General features: G+C 46.8%; 13 protein-coding genes. 9 read left to right on the top strand and 4 right to left on the bottom strand.

The genetic code is table 11. The features are described 5' to 3' along the window. The first annotated feature begins 2 nt into the window (after positions 1–2). From VSQ61_RS14860 to aspS, 3 genes are all read left to right on the top strand, one after another. Positions 3–638, top strand: a complete 636-nt coding sequence (locus tag VSQ61_RS14860; protein ID WP_334345177.1) for an HD-GYP domain-containing protein — start codon at positions 3–5, stop codon at positions 636–638. Between the two features lie 21 nt (positions 639–659). Beyond that, a complete protein-coding gene (gene hisS / locus VSQ61_RS14865; protein WP_334345178.1) occupies positions 660–1904 on the top strand; it encodes a histidine--tRNA ligase in 1245 nt (414 codons plus the stop codon). Positions 1905–2036: 132 nt separating this feature from the next. After that, a complete protein-coding gene (gene aspS / locus VSQ61_RS14870; RefSeq protein ID WP_334345179.1) occupies positions 2037–3809 on the top strand; it encodes an aspartate--tRNA ligase in 1773 nt (590 codons plus the stop codon). A gap of 15 nt (positions 3810–3824) precedes the next feature. Here aspS and VSQ61_RS14875 read toward each other — a convergent pair whose 3' ends face one another. After that, complete coding sequence (locus tag VSQ61_RS14875) at positions 3825–4130, bottom strand: DUF1294 domain-containing protein (RefSeq protein ID WP_334345180.1); 306 nt, start codon at positions 4128–4130, stop codon at positions 3825–3827. Positions 4131–4374: 244 nt separating this feature from the next. On the opposite strand from VSQ61_RS14875, the gene glyA reads away from it, so the two are divergent. The 6 genes from glyA (at position 4375) to VSQ61_RS14905 (ending at position 14579) form a co-directional block, all read left to right on the top strand. Continuing rightward, positions 4375–5616 carry a serine hydroxymethyltransferase gene (glyA, locus tag VSQ61_RS14880; protein ID WP_334345181.1) on the top strand — a complete coding sequence of 414 codons (1242 nt, stop codon included), beginning with the start codon at positions 4375–4377 and terminating at the stop codon, positions 5614–5616. A 597-nt stretch (positions 5617–6213) separates the two neighbouring features. Beyond that, positions 6214–6939 (top strand): ABC transporter ATP-binding protein, encoded by a 726-nt coding sequence (locus VSQ61_RS14885; RefSeq protein WP_334345182.1) that lies wholly within the window; start codon positions 6214–6216, stop codon positions 6937–6939. Further along, complete coding sequence (locus VSQ61_RS14890; RefSeq protein ID WP_334345183.1) at positions 6936–8810, top strand: COG1361 S-layer family protein; 1875 nt, start codon at positions 6936–6938, stop codon at positions 8808–8810. Before VSQ61_RS14885 ends, VSQ61_RS14890 begins: the two co-directional genes overlap by 4 nt. Further along, on the top strand, positions 8807–10225 hold the full coding sequence (locus VSQ61_RS14895; RefSeq protein ID WP_334345184.1) for an ABC transporter permease: 1419 nt from the start codon (positions 8807–8809) through the stop codon (positions 10223–10225). Before VSQ61_RS14890 ends, VSQ61_RS14895 begins: the two co-directional genes overlap by 4 nt. 4 nt (positions 10226–10229) lie before the next feature. Then, positions 10230–11513 (top strand): N-acetylmuramoyl-L-alanine amidase, encoded by a 1284-nt coding sequence (locus VSQ61_RS14900; protein WP_334345185.1) that lies wholly within the window; start codon positions 10230–10232, stop codon positions 11511–11513. Between the two features lie 132 nt (positions 11514–11645). Next, positions 11646–14579 (top strand): MBG domain-containing protein, encoded by a 2934-nt coding sequence (locus tag VSQ61_RS14905; protein ID WP_334345186.1) that lies wholly within the window; start codon positions 11646–11648, stop codon positions 14577–14579. An 80-nt stretch (positions 14580–14659) separates the two neighbouring features. Here VSQ61_RS14905 and VSQ61_RS14910 read toward each other — a convergent pair whose 3' ends face one another. The 3 genes from VSQ61_RS14910 to VSQ61_RS14920 all read right to left on the bottom strand — a co-directional run bounded on the left by VSQ61_RS14910 (position 14660) and on the right by VSQ61_RS14920 (position 16328). Next, on the bottom strand, positions 14660–15295 hold the full coding sequence (locus VSQ61_RS14910) for a lactate utilization protein (RefSeq protein ID WP_334345187.1): 636 nt from the start codon (positions 15293–15295) through the stop codon (positions 14660–14662). 177 nt (positions 15296–15472) lie between these two features. Further along, positions 15473–16075, bottom strand: a complete 603-nt coding sequence (locus VSQ61_RS14915; protein WP_334345188.1) for a rubrerythrin family protein — start codon at positions 16073–16075, stop codon at positions 15473–15475. A 34-nt stretch (positions 16076–16109) separates the two neighbouring features. After that, the gene (locus VSQ61_RS14920; protein ID WP_334345189.1) at positions 16110–16328 is read right to left on the bottom strand and encodes a hypothetical protein; all 219 of its coding nucleotides are present in this window, start codon (positions 16326–16328) and stop codon (positions 16110–16112) included. Between the last annotated feature and the right edge of the window lie 281 nt (positions 16329–16609).

Genomic DNA, 16609 nt, shown 5'->3' on the forward strand with positions numbered 1-16609 from the left:
AATTGGGTGAGACGATGAGTGTGGCAGCATTGAAAGATAAGTTCGCAGACGATTGGGCGATGTTTGAGGAGGACATCACAAAAGAGTTGAGGCATAGTATCAGTGTCAGCAATCTGGCTTACTGTGTTGCAAAGCAGCTTGGACTCTACGAGGATCAGTGCCATGAGCTGGCAGTGGCGGGAATTCTCCATGATATAGGGAAGCTTCGGGTTTCCGGTTATCTCTATGGCAGAAATGAAGATACCTTGAATATTGAGGAAATGAAATATGTCCGAATGCATCCAAGATTGGGATATGAGATTTTGATTCGCTATGATTTTTCGGATAATATTTTGGAGAGTATTCTGTATCATCATGAGAACTATGACGGCTCTGGATATCCGGAAAATCTGGCAGGTGATCAGATACCCATGGGGGCAAGGATTCTAAGGGTTTGTGATACATATGCAGCACTTACCTCAGATCGCCCTTATCGAGGCGCCTTTGATAAGAATACGGCTATTGAATTGATGATCGAGGAAATAAAAAATTTTGACATGAAGGTGTTTCTGGCGTTCCAGCTTGTGATTCATGATGAAGAGAAGCAGGAGAAATGGGCGCCAAGAAGCTTTAGGGTTGGAATTCTGGAATTGGAATAAGTATAACAGGAGGACTAAAATATGATTACACAAGCTCCAAGAGGTGTAGAGGATTGGTACGGCGAGCGGATGCACAGGCGTGCTTATGTAGAAAAGCTGGCCAGAGAGCTGGCCAGAAGCTATCATATGACAGAGATTATCACCCCCATGTTTGAGCATACCGTGCTGTTTCAGCGCGGTGTGGGGGAGACTACGGATGTAGTGCAGAAGGAGATGTATACATTTACAGATAAGGGGGATCGGAGCATTACCTTAAAGCCGGAGGGGACCGCAGGGGTGATGCGTGCTTACTTGGAGCATAATATGTATGCCAATCCTGCTCCGGCCAAGCTGTATTATGTAACGCAGGCTTTCCGCTATGAAAAGCCTCAAAGCGGCCGTCTGCGTCAGCATCACCAGTTTGGGGTGGAATTTGTGGGGACAAAAAGCCCGCTGGCAGAGGTGGAATTGATTTCTCTGGTTACATCTTTTATAAAGAGACTGGGACTTAAAGATGCAAAGCTTCATATCAATAGTATTGGCTGTCCCAATTGTAAAAGGACTTATAATGATGCCCTTCTTTCTTATTTAAGAAAGCATGAAGACAAGCTGTGTCCCACCTGCCGGGAGCGGATGCAGAAGAATCCTTTACGTGTTATTGACTGCAAGGTTCCGGAATGTAAGGAGATTGTGAAGGATGCCCCCAGAACCATAGAGTATCTGGATGATGAGTGCCGAATTCATTTTGATGAGCTTCAGAGTCTTTTAACCCAGATGGGGATTCCCTTTGAGGTTGATACGGGAATTGTACGGGGATTGGATTATTACACAAAGACCGTGTTTGAGTTTGTGAACCAGGACGGCTTTACCCTCTGCGGCGGCGGACGCTATGACGGCCTGATTCACGAGATTGACGAGAAACAGGACATTCCTTCCGTAGGCTTTGGAATGGGAATTGAGCGGATTCTCTATTTCCTGGAAAAGGAGGGCGTGGAGCTTCCGGCTATGGAGACACCGGATCTTTACGTGGGAATTTTGGGAGCCGAGGCAAAAGCCAGAGCTTATAAGCTGGTAAATGAGATCCGCAGCCATGGGTTGATTGTGGAGACGGATTATATGGATCGCAGCGTGAAGGCTCAGATGAAATATGCCAACAAGATTGGTGCAAAAAAGGTTGTGATTATCGGCGAAAATGAGCTTGAAAAGGATGCGGCAAATGTAAAAGATATGGCAACAGGGGAGCAGACGGAAGTGAAGCTTTCCGAACTGCCAAAGCTGTTTGTATAATTATAGAAGTGAAAAACAGCAGCATTCAGAACAGTGCCAGAACAATTTACAGACACAGCTTTAAGTGGCTGGGAATTGTTCTATATAAGAGGTGCTGGAGGAATGCTGCGGAACTTAATAAGGAGGCTAGAGATGTTTCAGTCAAGAACACATACTTGCAATGACCTGCGTATAGAGCATGCAGGGGAAACCGTAACGCTGACCGGATGGTATGAAAATCTGCGCAAGGTCAGCAAAAATCTGGGTTTTCTGATACTGCGTGATTTTTATGGAACAACCCAATTTGTCATTGAAACCGAAGAAATGATGGAAAAGCTTTCCGGCGTCAACAATGAATCCACATTGTCTGTCACGGGTAAGGTACGGGAGCGTTCCAGCAAGAACCCCAATCTGCCTACAGGGGAGATTGAGGTAGTGCCGGAGTCTATAGAGGTTTTGGGCAAATGCCGCTACAATGAACTGCCCTTTGAGATTAACCGTTCCAAGGAAGCAGACGAAAATACCCGTCTGCGTTACCGCTATTTGGATTTGAGAAATCCGGCAGTAAAGGACCGCATTATTCTGCGCTGCAATGTGGTGGCGGAGCTTAGAAAGAGTATGACAGAGCACGGATTTTTGGAGATCACCACACCCATTCTCACCTGTTCCTCTCCGGAAGGTGCAAGAGATTATCTGGTGCCCTCCAGAAATCATCCAGGGAAATTTTATGCACTCCCCCAGGCACCCCAGCAGTTTAAGCAGCTTTTGATGACCTCTGGATTTGATCGCTACTTTCAGATTGCTCCCTGCTTCCGGGATGAGGATGCCAGAGCCGACCGCTCTCCCGGGGAATTTTATCAGCTTGATATGGAGATGGCATTTGCCACCCAGGAGGATGTATTTGCAGTGCTTGAGGATGTGCTTCCCCCTGTTTTTGCAAAGTATGGGACTTATGGTACGGCTTCAAAAGCCCCCTTTAAGCGTATTTCCTTCCACGAAGCTATGGAACGGTATGGATCGGACAAGCCGGATCTGCGGATTGATCTGACTCTGACAGACGCTGCCGGCTGTATGGAGGACTGCGGCTTTGGTCCCTTTGAGGGGCAGAATGTACAGGCTGTGGTATTCAGTAAATTCGGAGCTACAAGAAAAGTAATTGATAAAATGTGTGCAGACGTGGAGGTACAGACAGGAAATAAGGCATACTGGTTCCGTTTGGATGAAAAGGGCGAATTAGTAGGAGGCATCTCCAAGTTTCTGGCAGAGCGAAAGGATGCGGTAATAGAAGCCCTTTCTTTACAGCCAGGCGATTTTGTAGGATTGGCAGCAGGAAAGAAGGAGACAGCCCAGAAGACAGCCGGCGTGTTCAGGAAGGTTCTTGGAAATACTGTGGAAGGTCATATGAATAAGGAGTGCTATGAGTTCTGCTGGATCGTAGACTTCCCTATGTATGAGATTGGGGAAGAGTCCGGAAAGCTGGAATTCTGTCATAATCCGTTTTCCATGCCTCAGGGAGGCATGAAGGATCTGCTGGAAAAGGATCCGCTGGATATTTATGCTTATCAGTATGATTTGGTCTGCAATGGCGTGGAGCTGTCCTCCGGAGCCGTTCGGAACCATGACCCGGAGATTATGGTAAAAGCTTTTGAGCTGGTGGGACTGGGAGAAGAAGATGTGAAGGCGAAGTTCCCGGCCATGTATAATGCTTTCTGTTACGGAGCACCGCCCCACGCAGGGATTGCTCCCGGAGTTGACCGCATGGTGATGCTGATTGCAGGCGAAGAGAGTATCCGAGAGATTATTCCATTCCCCATGAACAAGACGGCTCAGGATGTAATGATGGGAGCGCCGGCCGAGGTAGATCCCCAGCAGCTTAAGGATGTGCACATTGGGCTTGAACTGCCGGAGGAGAAGAAAGAGTCCTAAGGATATATATATTGATTATGTAAAAACGACAAAGAATGCAGCTACCGTAGATAGGTAGTGCAGAAAAAGAATAGCCAGGATTATCTGGATGATTAAAATGCAGGGCATACCGATGACAAAGGCGGTATGCCTTGTTTTATGCCGGAAAATCTGCATACCAAGGATAGAGCCGACACTGCCGCCCAGGATTGCGGCGAGAAACAGCGTTCTTTCCGGTATGCGCCATTTTCTGCTGCGGGCTTTGTACTTATCCAGACCCATAAGAATAAAACCAAGAACATTTATAAAAAATAGATAGCAGAGTATAATACCGGATAGCATATGATCACCTGCCTTCTGTTATGCTGGTATAATATTTTGCCAAGTATTTGCAGCTGTATTATACCAAATGGCTTGAGAAGTGTAAAGCTCATTCGATTTCAAGATGCTTTTCTTGAAGGTACAGTAAAAAAGTACTTGCTTTTTTGTATCGTCTCGCATATAATGAAGCATGTGTTAAAAAGACAAATGTACGTTGCAGAAAGACAAATGAAAGGCGCAGAAAAGCAAAAGTAGGAGGAACTCTATGTATTCTTTTGATGAAGTAAAAGCAGTGGACAGTGAAGTGGCTGCAGCCATCCGGGCGGAGATGGATCGTCAGAACAGCCACATTGAATTGATTGCATCGGAAAACTGGGTATCCAAAGCTGTTATGGCAGCTATGGGAAGTCCTTTAACCAATAAATATGCGGAAGGTTATTCTGGAAAGCGCTACTACGGCGGCTGTGAGTGCGTGGATATGGTAGAAGATTTGGCCATTGAGCGTGCGAAAAAGATCTTTGGCTGTGAGTATGTAAATGTGCAGCCCCATTCCGGTGCTCAGGCGAATATGGCAGTTGAATTTGCCATGCTGGAACCGGGAGATACCATTATGGGGCAGAATCTGGCTCATGGCGGACATCTGACACACGGAAGCCCTGCCAACTTTTCCGGAAAGTATTTTAAGGTAGTGCCCTATGGGGTGAATGATGACGGTGTGCTGGATTATGAGGAGATTCGCCGTCTGGCTCTGGAGTGCAAGCCGAAGCTTATCATTGCAGGAGCAAGCGCTTATGCCAGAACCATTGACTTTAAGCGGTTTCGGGAGATTGCGGACGAGGCAGGCGCTTATCTGATGGTAGATATTGCTCATATTGCAGGTTTGGTGGCAGCAGGACTTCATCCAAGTCCCATTCCCTATGCGCATGTAACTACAACAACTACTCATAAGACCCTTCGGGGACCCAGAGGCGGTATGATTATGTCCGATGCGGAGACAGCAAAGAAGTTCAACTTCAACAAAGCTGTATTTCCGGGAATCCAGGGCGGTCCTTTGATGCATGTGATTGCGGCTAAGGCAGTTTGCTTTGCCGAAGCGCTGACACCGGAGTATAAGGAGTATCAGCAGCAGATTGTAAAGAATGCGCAGGCTCTTTGTAAGGGATTAATGGATCGGGGCATAAAGATTGTATCTGGAGGAACAGATAATCATCTGATGCTTGTAGATCTGACTCCCTTTGATTTGACAGGCAAGGAAGTGGAACATCTTCTGGATGCTGCCAATATTACTGCCAACAAGAATACCATTCCCAATGATCCCAAGTCTGCATTTGTTACCAGCGGAGTTCGCATCGGAACACCGGCAGTAACAGCCAGAGGATTGAAGGAAGCAGATATGGAGATTGTGGCGGAAGCGGTAGCCATGATGATCAAAGAGGGTGAAGCAGCCACAGAAAAGGCAAAGGCTCTGGTAAAGAGCTTGACAGATAAGTACCCGCTGGATATGTAAATATGTAAGAGTGTACCTTAATGGCTGATACCTGCCTATCCGTGAGAGATGTATTAGAATATAACTTTGGGTTATAGATTTAGAAAAAATGTGAGAAATAAAAAAGAGAATTATTTATTTTACAGGCTCCTCTTTTGATTTCGAAGACTTCATAGGAAGACGACTCCGTTTTCCAATTCCTATGATATCAAAAAATTTAAAGTGAGGGTGATTCCTGTATATGCCATGGTTTTAAGGAATTCTTAAATAGTATTTTCAAAACAGTTGTGCTATACTAGGGATGTATTATGTAGATATGGTATATTTGGTTGATTTCTGCGAATAATGAGCTGATTTTGATATATGTATTTGGCTTATGCGGTGGAAATCAGAAGAAGATAGAAATTAGCTTATAGAGAAATGGCTTCTAGTAGTCCGTACCGGAAATCCTTGTGCATATTTCCGGTCTATTTCTCCGATAGCACAGGTCAAAAAGCCTCGCCGTAGCACCACTACGTCTGCGTTTTTTGACCTGCACTCTCGGAAAAATATCCTCAGAAATATGCACAAGGATTTCCGATACGGACTACTAGTAACTGGAGGCAAAAGGGGAATATTATGGCACAGGAAAGAGAGCCTGTGATTCAGGTAAAGAATTTGTATAAAATTTACCGAGTGGGAAAAAACAAAGTCAGAGCCCTGAACGGTGTGGATTTAGAGATTTATAGAGGAGAGTTTTGCTCCATAGTGGGTACTTCCGGTTCGGGTAAATCTACCATGCTGAATATGCTGGCTGGTCTTGAGAAACCCACTAAGGGCGAGGTGATTATATCAGGGGAGCATCTGGAGCGGATGAATGAGAACCAGCTGGTAAGGTTCCGCCGGGAACATGTGGGTTTTATTTTTCAATCCTTTAATCTTCTGGGGACAATGAATGCGAAGGAAAATGTGGCTCTGCCGCTGACCTTTCGGGGCGTTCCAAAGAAGGTGCGGCTTGATAAGGCAGACAAGATGCTGGATCTGGTAGGACTGCGCAAGCATAAGACTCACAAGCCCAATGAGATGTCCGGAGGACAGCAGCAGCGTGTGGGCGTGGCAAGAGCGCTGGTGGTGGATCCGGAGATTATTTTTGCGGATGAGCCCACAGGTAATCTGGACTCCAATACTTCGGCAGAGGTTATGGAGCTGATGAAAAAGATTGTACGGGAGCAGAATCAGACGCTGGTGATGGTAACGCATGATAATCATCTGGCCGGTTTTGCGGATCGGATTTTTCATATTATAGACGGAAAAATTGTGAAAATTGAGGACAACCGGAAGAACGGGGAGGTAGAGACATTATGAGAAGATTGGGATTGATAAAACGAGGACTGGCGCTTGCGCTGTGCGGTATGTTGACGGTTCCGGCGATTGGGATGCTGTGGGAGCCGATAGCGGTGGAGGCGAGTAGTCAATTGCCAGGTGGGGAAGGTGCAGGAGGCCCAGGTGTATCGCCAAAGAATGAGGATGATACGGCAAATGAGGAAGACAAAAGGACTGCTGTTTCGCAAATTAAACAGAAGTATCTTACGAAACAAAAGCAGATTGAAGCAGTAGGAAAAAAAGAAATAGCAGAGGCAACAAGAGATGAAGCAATTGCATTGATAAACGATTCAACAATTACTTCAAAAAGCATTATACAAGATATTGTAACGGAAACTGCTGCAAAGTTTGAAACTTTTACAATAAAAGATCCTGACCCGGAACCAGAACCCGAGCCCGAACCAGAACCTGAGCCCACCACCACAAACAACAACATCATGGTAGGCGGCAACTGGATCACTCCGGTAGCCAACGGCGGAGCCCAGGTAAGCGTAGTACTTCCTATAGTCAATATGGGCCGTACCCGTGTCAAAAATGTAGTAGTAACCCCTCAGATCAGCGACGATGCCAGTAAATGGCCCTTTGAGATCGAGACATCCAATTACACCCAGACCATTGACCGTCTTCCCGGTACAGATGACGGGGGAGACGATATGGAGCGCCGCAGAGAGCTGACATGGATTTTAAGAACCAGAAAGGATGCACCAGGAGGCTATCGTCCCGTTGTTTTTGATGTAACCTTTGAGAATGACGATCACACCCTGACCACCGTGAATCTGACCACCTACGTAAATGTAAAGGGAACTACAGGTACATCCGCAGACGGAACAGCCTCCACTCCCCGTGTAATTGTCACAGGCTTCACCACAGATCCGGAGGAAGTACGTGCAGGTGAGACCTTTACCTTGACCCTGCACATGCAGAATACCTCCAAATCAACGGCAGTTCAGAATATGCTTTTCGATATTCAGGCAGCCAGTGAGAGCACAGACACTACCTATGTAGCGGCAGCATTTCTTCCCACAGCGGGTTCCAGCACCATCTTTGTAGATCGGATTGCAGCAGGGGCCACCAAGGACATTTCCATGGAGATGGAGGCCCGGTCCGATTTGGCCCAGAAGCCCTATGTGGTGAATGTAAAGATGAATTACGAGGACGAGAGCGTTCATGCCTATGAAAATACAGCCAGCGTATCCATCCCGGTTCGCCAGGAGGCCCGTGTGGATATCAGCAGCATTGAGGTAATGCCCGATTCCATTGATGTAGGTAACGAAGCCAACGTTATGTTCAGCGTCTACAATATCGGAAAGACAAAGCTTTACAATACAAGCATAAAGTTTATATCAGATTCTGTCAGCGGCGGTGATACATATCTGGGCAATATTGAACCAGGCGCAACAGCCAACGTGGACGCATATCTGTCAGGCGCCGCAGCTACCATGGATGACGGCATTGTAAAGATAGAGATTACCTTTGAGGACGAGGCAGGAGAAGCAACCACCATTGAAAAAGAAATGACTCTGTTTGTTAATGAGATGTATTTCTCGGATGACATGATGATGGATGATATGTACGGTGAGGATATGATGGATCAGCAGGGCGGCTTTAAAATCTGGTGGGTGATCGTGCCGGCAGTGCTGGTTGTTATCGGCATTATTATATTTGTTGTAATCCGCAGAAAGAAGAAGAAAAAAGCTCAGGAGCTTCAGGAGTTGGAGGATGATCTGGAGGAACTGAGTGAAGACGGTCCGGAAGGACGCTCCGGGTACGAAGAAAGTGATGGGGAAACAGAAAAGCTAAGTCCGTGGAAGAAGTGGAAGAAGCGGAGGTCAGAGAAGAGGAACGGTCTATGAGTGTAGCAGATTTGCTCAAAATGAGCCTTAGCAGCCTTTGGCGCCGAAAGCTTCGGACGATTCTGACCGTTCTTGGTGTAGTTATTGGAACGGCATCCATAGTGGTTATGATTTCTCTGGGTCTGGGCCTTAATAAAACCAGCATGGAACAAATCGAACAGTATGGCGGTCTTACTACGATTACGGTTTATTCCAACGAGGGCGGCGGCTACAGCTATTATGGCGGCGAAGTGGCAGTTTCTGCGGATGGCGGCAGTGACAGCGACAGCCAGGAACCGGTTCGAATTGATGATGCTGCCATTGAACAGTTTTCCCATATGGAGCATGTGGAGATAGCATCTCCCGTGCTCAGCACATGGGTTTTGCTGCGTCAGGGCGTGTGGGAGAACAGCGCTTCCATTCGCGGCATGAGCAGAGAAGCTCTGGAAAAAATGGATCTGGATGTGAAAGAGGGAAGCCTTCCGGAAGAGGGCGGAGAGCTGCAGTTTTTCTATGGAAATACGGTGATTACGGACTTTTATAACACAAAGACAGGTATGAACCCTTACTACGAGAATTATGATTATGAGCATCCGGAGAATAACGTGCTGGCAGATGTGGATCTAATGAATACACCCATGTTTGTGATTTTTGATACGGATGCCTACTATGAATCTCAATACGGCGGAACGGATGAGAACGGTAATCCCATACCGGCTCCCAAGAAATATATGGTGCCTGCCTGCGGCCTGATGGACGGAGGCCCGGAGGAATGGGGAGAAAATGCCAACAGCATTCTCTGCGATGTGGAGGCGCTTAAGGCCCAATTAAAAAAGGTATTCAAGGGAAAGGTAATACCGGGGCAGCCTACCAACAAGTCGGGAAAGCCCTATAAAGAAATTTATTATAATCAGGCGTATATCCGTGTGGATGATATGAATTATGTAACAGATGTACAGGACCAGATTCGGGCACTTGGTTTTCAGGCGGAAAGCAATGTGGAGTGGATGAATCAGGTGCAGGAGCAGTCCAGATCCATTCAGATGGCTCTTGGCGGCATTGGAGCAGTGTCCTTCTTTGTGGCAGCCATCGGTATTGCCAACACCATGATGATGTCCATCTATGAACGAACCAAGGAGATTGGCGTTATGAAGGTGTTGGGCTGCGATATGGGTGCTATTCGGAATATGTTTCTGGCAGAAGCGGGGTTCATCGGCCTGATTGGAGGAATTGTGGGATTGATGCTGAGTTATGGAATATCGGCCATTATTAATTTTGTCACAAAAGCCAGTTATGCTTCCGGAATTTCCTATATCCCCATTTATCTTGTGCTTCTGGCTATGATATTTGCAGTATTTATGGGAATGCTGGCAGGTTTGTTTCCGGCTCTTAGAGCCATGCGTCTGAGTGCCCTGGCAGCGATACGAAATGAGTAGAGTAATGAGACGACGAAGAAGACGGAGAAGGAGAACGGCAGGAAAAGTCCTGCTGATGGTTCTGTCCATGCTGATAATCAGCATCAGTATGGGAGCGGTAGCATGGATAGTGATAGACAGAAACGACAGGTCTGGTGAAATTACTGGGCCTGTCATTTTGGCGTATGCAAAAAAGGCGGAAGCGGTCTGCCAGGAGGCTTTTTCAGAACAGGAGAGAGAAAAAGCAGCCGCTTTGGCCGAAGCTCAGAAGGAAGCAGAGCCAGAGGACACGGAATCAGAGGAAATGGAATCACAGGAACCGGAAGTACCAAAGGAGCCGGATACCATTCCAAATGCGGAGGATGAGGAGGTAGATCCGGATATGGCGCCCAAGCTTCGGATTGTACTGGATCCGGGTCATGGAGGCCCGGGATTGAAGGATGAGCAGGAGCTTGGAGCTATTTACCGGGATACCTATGAGAAATATCTGACTTTGGAGATTGCAAAAGCTATGAAAGAAGAACTATCTCAGTATGGGAATGTAGAGATTTTTATGACCAGGAATACAGATCGGGCGCTGACTTTAAAAGAGAGAGCGGCTTATGCAGAATCCGTAGGAGGAGATCTTCTGGTAAGCCTTCATTTAAATGCATCTTTGGAGCATAATTTTTATGGGTCTGAGGTCTTTGTGTCAGCCTTTGATCATTTTTATGCCAGAGGTGCAGGGGTGGGAGAGAGCATTCTGAACCAGCTTACAGACTATGGCTTTGTCTCAAAGGGAGTAAAGACCAGATTGGGAAGCAAGGGAGCGGACTATTATGGCATTATCCGTGAATGCAAAAGTCTGGGAATCCCGGCGCTGATCGTAGAGCATGGCTATATGGATGAGGATTCCGATTGGGCACGAATGAATACAACAGATGCCCTGAAAGCTCTTGGGCGGCGAGACGGGGCAGGACTTGCAGCGTATTACGGCTTGGAAAAGGGGAAGATACTTTCAGAGCTCCCGACTATAGATGAGACAATTCCGTCTTCTGTAGTCCGCCCGGATACCACACCGCCGGAAGAAGTGTGGTACAGAAAGGAACAGCAAGGAGACGGAAGGTGGCTGATCACGCTTCATGGTGTGGAGCGGGAAAGCAGGGTGATGTATTATGATTACAGTCTGGACGGGGGAGAGACTTACGGCAGCTTAAAGCTGTGGGATAAAGGAGACACAATTCAGTTTCCTATGTCATTAACCGGAGAAGAACAATTGGCCTTTCGGGTATACAACAATTATGAGCTTAGGACAGAAATCGGCAATTAAAGTATCTTTAAGGTGCTTGTGCCATAGAAATATTGTGTTATACTATAATTATACAATGCTTTTGCGTATTTTATATGGAACCCTTAGCTCTGCATCTGGCAGATGGACTTGTTTTTACAATGGAGAATCAAAATGATGAAAAAATGGAAATGCAGGCTCAAAAGTGTTTTTTTAGCGGTTTTGACGGCGGCATTGGTTACAGGAGGCACCAATTATTGGACGTTGGCAGCAATGGCAGCCGGCAGAACTGGCAGCTCCGATTATGAGACCGCAGGCGGGGAAAACCTGACAGCCGACGAAAAGAGGATTTATAATGCATTAAAATCTGCGGCAAAAGGAATTGCCGCAGGCAAAAGAATATCTACAATTGTAAATATGAGTGGTTTTACTTCTCTTTGGAATTCGTCGGAAGAAATCACGGAAATGCTTGATGGGATTATGTCCGATCTTTTGCAAGATTATCCCGGCGATTTCTATTGGTATGGAAAAGAATATTATGGTGAGTGGCCTGTGGAAGATGATGGTAAAGTACGTTCCATGACAGTTTCCCTGGCTGTGCTGCCAGAATATCAGGATTCCGATCTGTATACGATAGATACTCAGAAAGCGAAGGCGGCACAAAAGTCTGCAGAAAACGCCCAGGCTATTGTAGAAAAATACGAGAAGGCATCCGATTACAAGAAACTGAAGGGCTATGTGAAAGAAATCAATAATCTTGTTTCCTATGACGAGAGTATCTATGATGATGATTCGGTGTCCTGTGAGGCTCCGTGGCAGTTTATATGGGTGTTTGACGGCGACAGAAACACAAATGCGGCATATGAGGGTTATGCAGACGCTTTCCAGTATTTATGCGATATGTCCGAATTTCAGAATGCGGCATGCTATACAGTGGAGGGAGCCGTATCAGGGGGAGTGGGCGAAGGCAGCTATATGTGGAACATCGTCACCCTGGAAGGAAATAATTATCTGGTGGATGTGGCCAACTGCAGCACACAGGCAGTTGGAGCGCCGGATCAATTATTTCTGGCAGGAACAGAAGGATCCGCAAGGGACGGCTACACCTTTTCCCTGAATCAAGGAAAAGATGCCATTACATATGAATATGGCAGGGGGCAGTCGGGTATTTTCGGAGATATTCTTGAGCTTTCTCCTTATCAATATCAGGATCCGGATAAGCTGAAGCTGACAGTTACCCCTCCGACTGCAGAAGTAACCTTTGGTGATGCTGTAGATAATGGAGCGCTCATAGGAGGCTCTGCCGTAAATGAGAAGAAGGAGGCAGTTTCAGGCACCTTTACATGGGCTGACGGAGTGACCTTCTACGGAAATGCAGGTACGAATACTCTGCAGGCGGTTTTTACACCGGAGAATCCTCAGTATCCTCCGGTGGAAGATGTTTCCGTCAGGGTGAAGGTGAATCGAAGGCCCGTGACCGTTCAGGCGGAGGCAAAAAGCAAAACCTACGGGGATCCGGATCCGGAATGGACTTATACATACTCTAATGTTATAGAGGGATATCCCTTGTCTGGCAGACTGGCCCGGACATCCGGCGAAGAAGTGGGAACTTATTCTATCCTTCAGGGCACTTTGACTGATACGGAGAACCCTAATTATACGATTGTCTTTACAGGAAACAATCTGAAAATCAACCCCGGAGATCGCAGCGCTCTACAATTTATGGCAGGTAATGAGCGGGCTTCGGCGGCAAATGCGGTGACAATTAAAACAGATGCGGTTTATGGTGACTCCTGGTCAGAGATTGTGAGAATCGGTTCCATTACAGCGAAACTGGGTGCAGGAAGTGACAGTGCTCCAGGGCATTTTACATTACAGGAAAGCGGAACGCCGGGAGTGGGCAGCGGTCAGAGATTTCATGTATTATACAACGGCACCATCGGCGGGCATACTTATACCAATGAATTGGTGTGTGAAGGAACAGTAGATGTAAAAAAACGTGTCGTTACTGTATCAGAAGGAAGCTATAAGGTGAGTAAGACCTATGACAGAACAAGGTCAGGAGGAACTGCTTCCGGTCAATTAGTTCTTAACAATGTTTTGGCGGAAGATGCCAACAGGCTTGACGTTAAGGCAGTGCCGGAAGGTTATACAGATCCCAATGTAAACGGGCAGCAGAGAATGACGGCAAACCTTACTCTAAGCGGGGCAGCAGCAAATAACTATGAGCTGGGCAGCAATCAGATGGAGGTGCCCTGTGAGATTCTGCCCCAGACAATCACCCCGGCCATGAAGGTGTCAGGAAACTACAGCTACACCGGCCGCGCAGTAGTGCCAACAGTAACTGTGGCAAATGGAACAGATGTATTGGAAGCATCTGACTATGAATTGTCAGTTAGCAATAACAGGAATGCGGGAACCGGAAGGGTGGCTGCCAGACCTCGCAGCGGCGGCAATTATACCTGGAGTTCGGCGGTGGAGGCATCTTTTACCATTGATAAGGCAGAATATAAAGGGACAAAAACGGGCAGTACTTCTATGGAATCCGGCGGCACGGCGGTTTTCAGCCTTTTCTCCATGCTTCCGGAGGGTTATAAGCTGGGAGATATTCGAGTGTCAGATCCGGATAAAATTTTTGCGGAAACTCCAACCATCGCCAAGACGGTATTATCCTGCAAGCTGACAGATGATGAGGGTAAAGAGGGAAAATCGGCGGTAGTTACAGTGCCGGTGACAGAGACTGCCAATTATCTCGCCTATGATCTAAACTTTACTGTGACTATGGCGTCGCAGCATTCTGGAACAGCAAATCCCCCTGCATCCTCCGGAAATCAAACCGGTACAGCTAAGGATCCTGCGGAACCTCCAAAATCCACATCAGGTATACAGGCAGATCAGCTTCCGGCAGGAGATGACAGTATAGATGAGGAAACGCCCAACAGTGCAAATGTTACACCTCTGGGCAGGCAGAATACCAAGTCTGGAAGAACAGGCGGTATCGGCGCAGGACCTGTTGTATGGTGCTTAGTGGGAGCAGCCGTAGCAGCCGGAGCATTCGGAAGTGTTTATTTTGTGAGACGTAAGCAGAAAACAAAACCAGAAGAATAGAAAAGCAATAAAAACAGGGCTGTACCCAAATCAGAGCTGCAGGAGTATTGCAGCTCTGATTTGTTACAGCCCTGTTTTTACTAATATCCCAGTTCCTCTCCAATCAAAATTACTTGAATCCTGCCGGGGATGTGTGATCTTCTTGTAATGACAATCTGACTGCAGATACAGTCAGGAGACTGACAGTTGGAACACCTTCCGGTAACGGCGCAGGGGGTCTTCTTGTTCAGCCGCAGTGCATTGATGGGAGCGGCAGTATTGCGAACACGATCATGGCCTTCCTCCACGGAAGCTGCAACCTTATTCATGCCAGCCAGTATAATGACATTGTCCGGGCCGGAACTAAGACAGGCAACCCGGTTTCCGGCACCGTCTACATTCACAAGCTCGCCGTCCAAAGTAATGGCATTGGTGCTCATAAAAAAGTAATCAGCACAGACGACTTTTGCATAAATCTCCTTTTTCTCCTGGGGGGTCTTACCTGCAAATCGGTCAATCAAAGTATAATTTCCCTTCTTTAAGGCATCCATCAGGCCGCATTCCTCCATGGTCATAGTTCCGCCCCAGGTAACAGATGCCTGCTCAGGGAGCAGCTCCAAAACTTTTTTCACAGCAGCAGCACTGTCTTCGCAGTACCAGCCCTTCATCTGGCGCTTTTCCAAGTTGGAAATAATGGTTTTGGCCGTATTTTCATAATATTGCTTCTTTGGTGTCATAGATTTCGATCCTCCTATCTTAAGTTCCGCAGTGCTTGAACAATCTTCATTTGCTTAGATAAATTTCCGATCGCAAGACCATGGGTCTGTAAATCTATCTGAGGATTATTCAGGCACTGCTGTTTCCTGATTTCTATTATTTCATTATAAGAGGATTTTTCCGCTATTTCAAGATTATTAATTCTGCAAAGTTACAGGCATCATGGAAAGGCGAAGGAAGAAGCCCTGTTCCTTGTGGCAGATGGGGCAGACAGCCGGAGCCATGGGGCCCATGTGGATATGGCCGCAGTTCAGGCAGATCCAGGCCTCCTGCTTGTCAGAGGAAAACAGCGCATTGTCTTCCATTAGTTTTGCAAAGGCGCAGAAACGATCTCCGTGAATCTTTTCAATATCTGCAATTCCATAAAAGGATGAAGCGATTGCTAGGAAGCCTTCCTCCTTGGCTTTGTCACCAAAAGCTTTGTAAATTGGATCGTGCTCTTCATATTCATTATGCTGAGCGGCCCTGAGAAGCTCTGCCATACTGGGATAGAGATCAATGGGATAGCCGCCGTCAACTTCGATAGTTGTGCCGGCCAGAGGCTTTAAGTGATTGTAGAAGATTTCTGCATGTTCTTTTTCCTGATTGGCTGTGAAGGTAAACAGCTTTTCGATTACAGGAAGCTTCTGTCTCTTAGCTTCCTCCGCTGCAAAGGTGTAACGGTTACGGGCCTGACTTTCACCTGCAAAGGCCCTCATCAGGTTTTCTCTTGTTTCGCTGTGCTGAAAATCAACAGACATAGATAAATACTCCTTTCGTAGTGTTTATAGCGGGTTATTTGGATTCATATGCAACAAGTACAATGTTGCGGCCAAGCTCTCTGGAAAGCTTTTGCTCTGTACTGGTTAGAGTATCAGCGGCAGAGCCGGAGAGATGGGCGGCAGTATAAGATGCAAGATCTTCTTTTTGAAGGGCTTGTTCCATTCGATCTGCCGCTGCCCGGCAGGATGGCGGCAGTTCCATGGCAGATGGTTTGTGGGGTCTGTGGCACATAAATATTCCTCCTTAAGTTGTTGCGCAACGGTACTAAAGGGTAAAGTCACTTCGGCACACCTGTAATGAGAGAAACTTTCATTCGAAAGGGCACTCATGAAGGTTCCTCTCGTGTGCCTTTGCGACTTTACCGTCCAGCATAAAATATTTCTTAAAACACTTGACATTTTTTAGCTGGACTAGTTCTGCAATATCTTTCCAGTATGCAGGTAATCTCTCTGCTTCTGATGAGACATTGATAGTCCATTGGATCTTAGGAGTAGTATGTGTCAGAAGGGGAA

Source organism: Candidatus Merdisoma sp. JLR.KK006 (assembly GCF_036941035.1).
In the GTDB taxonomy this organism is placed as follows: Bacteria; Bacillota; Clostridia; order Lachnospirales; family Lachnospiraceae; genus Laedolimicola.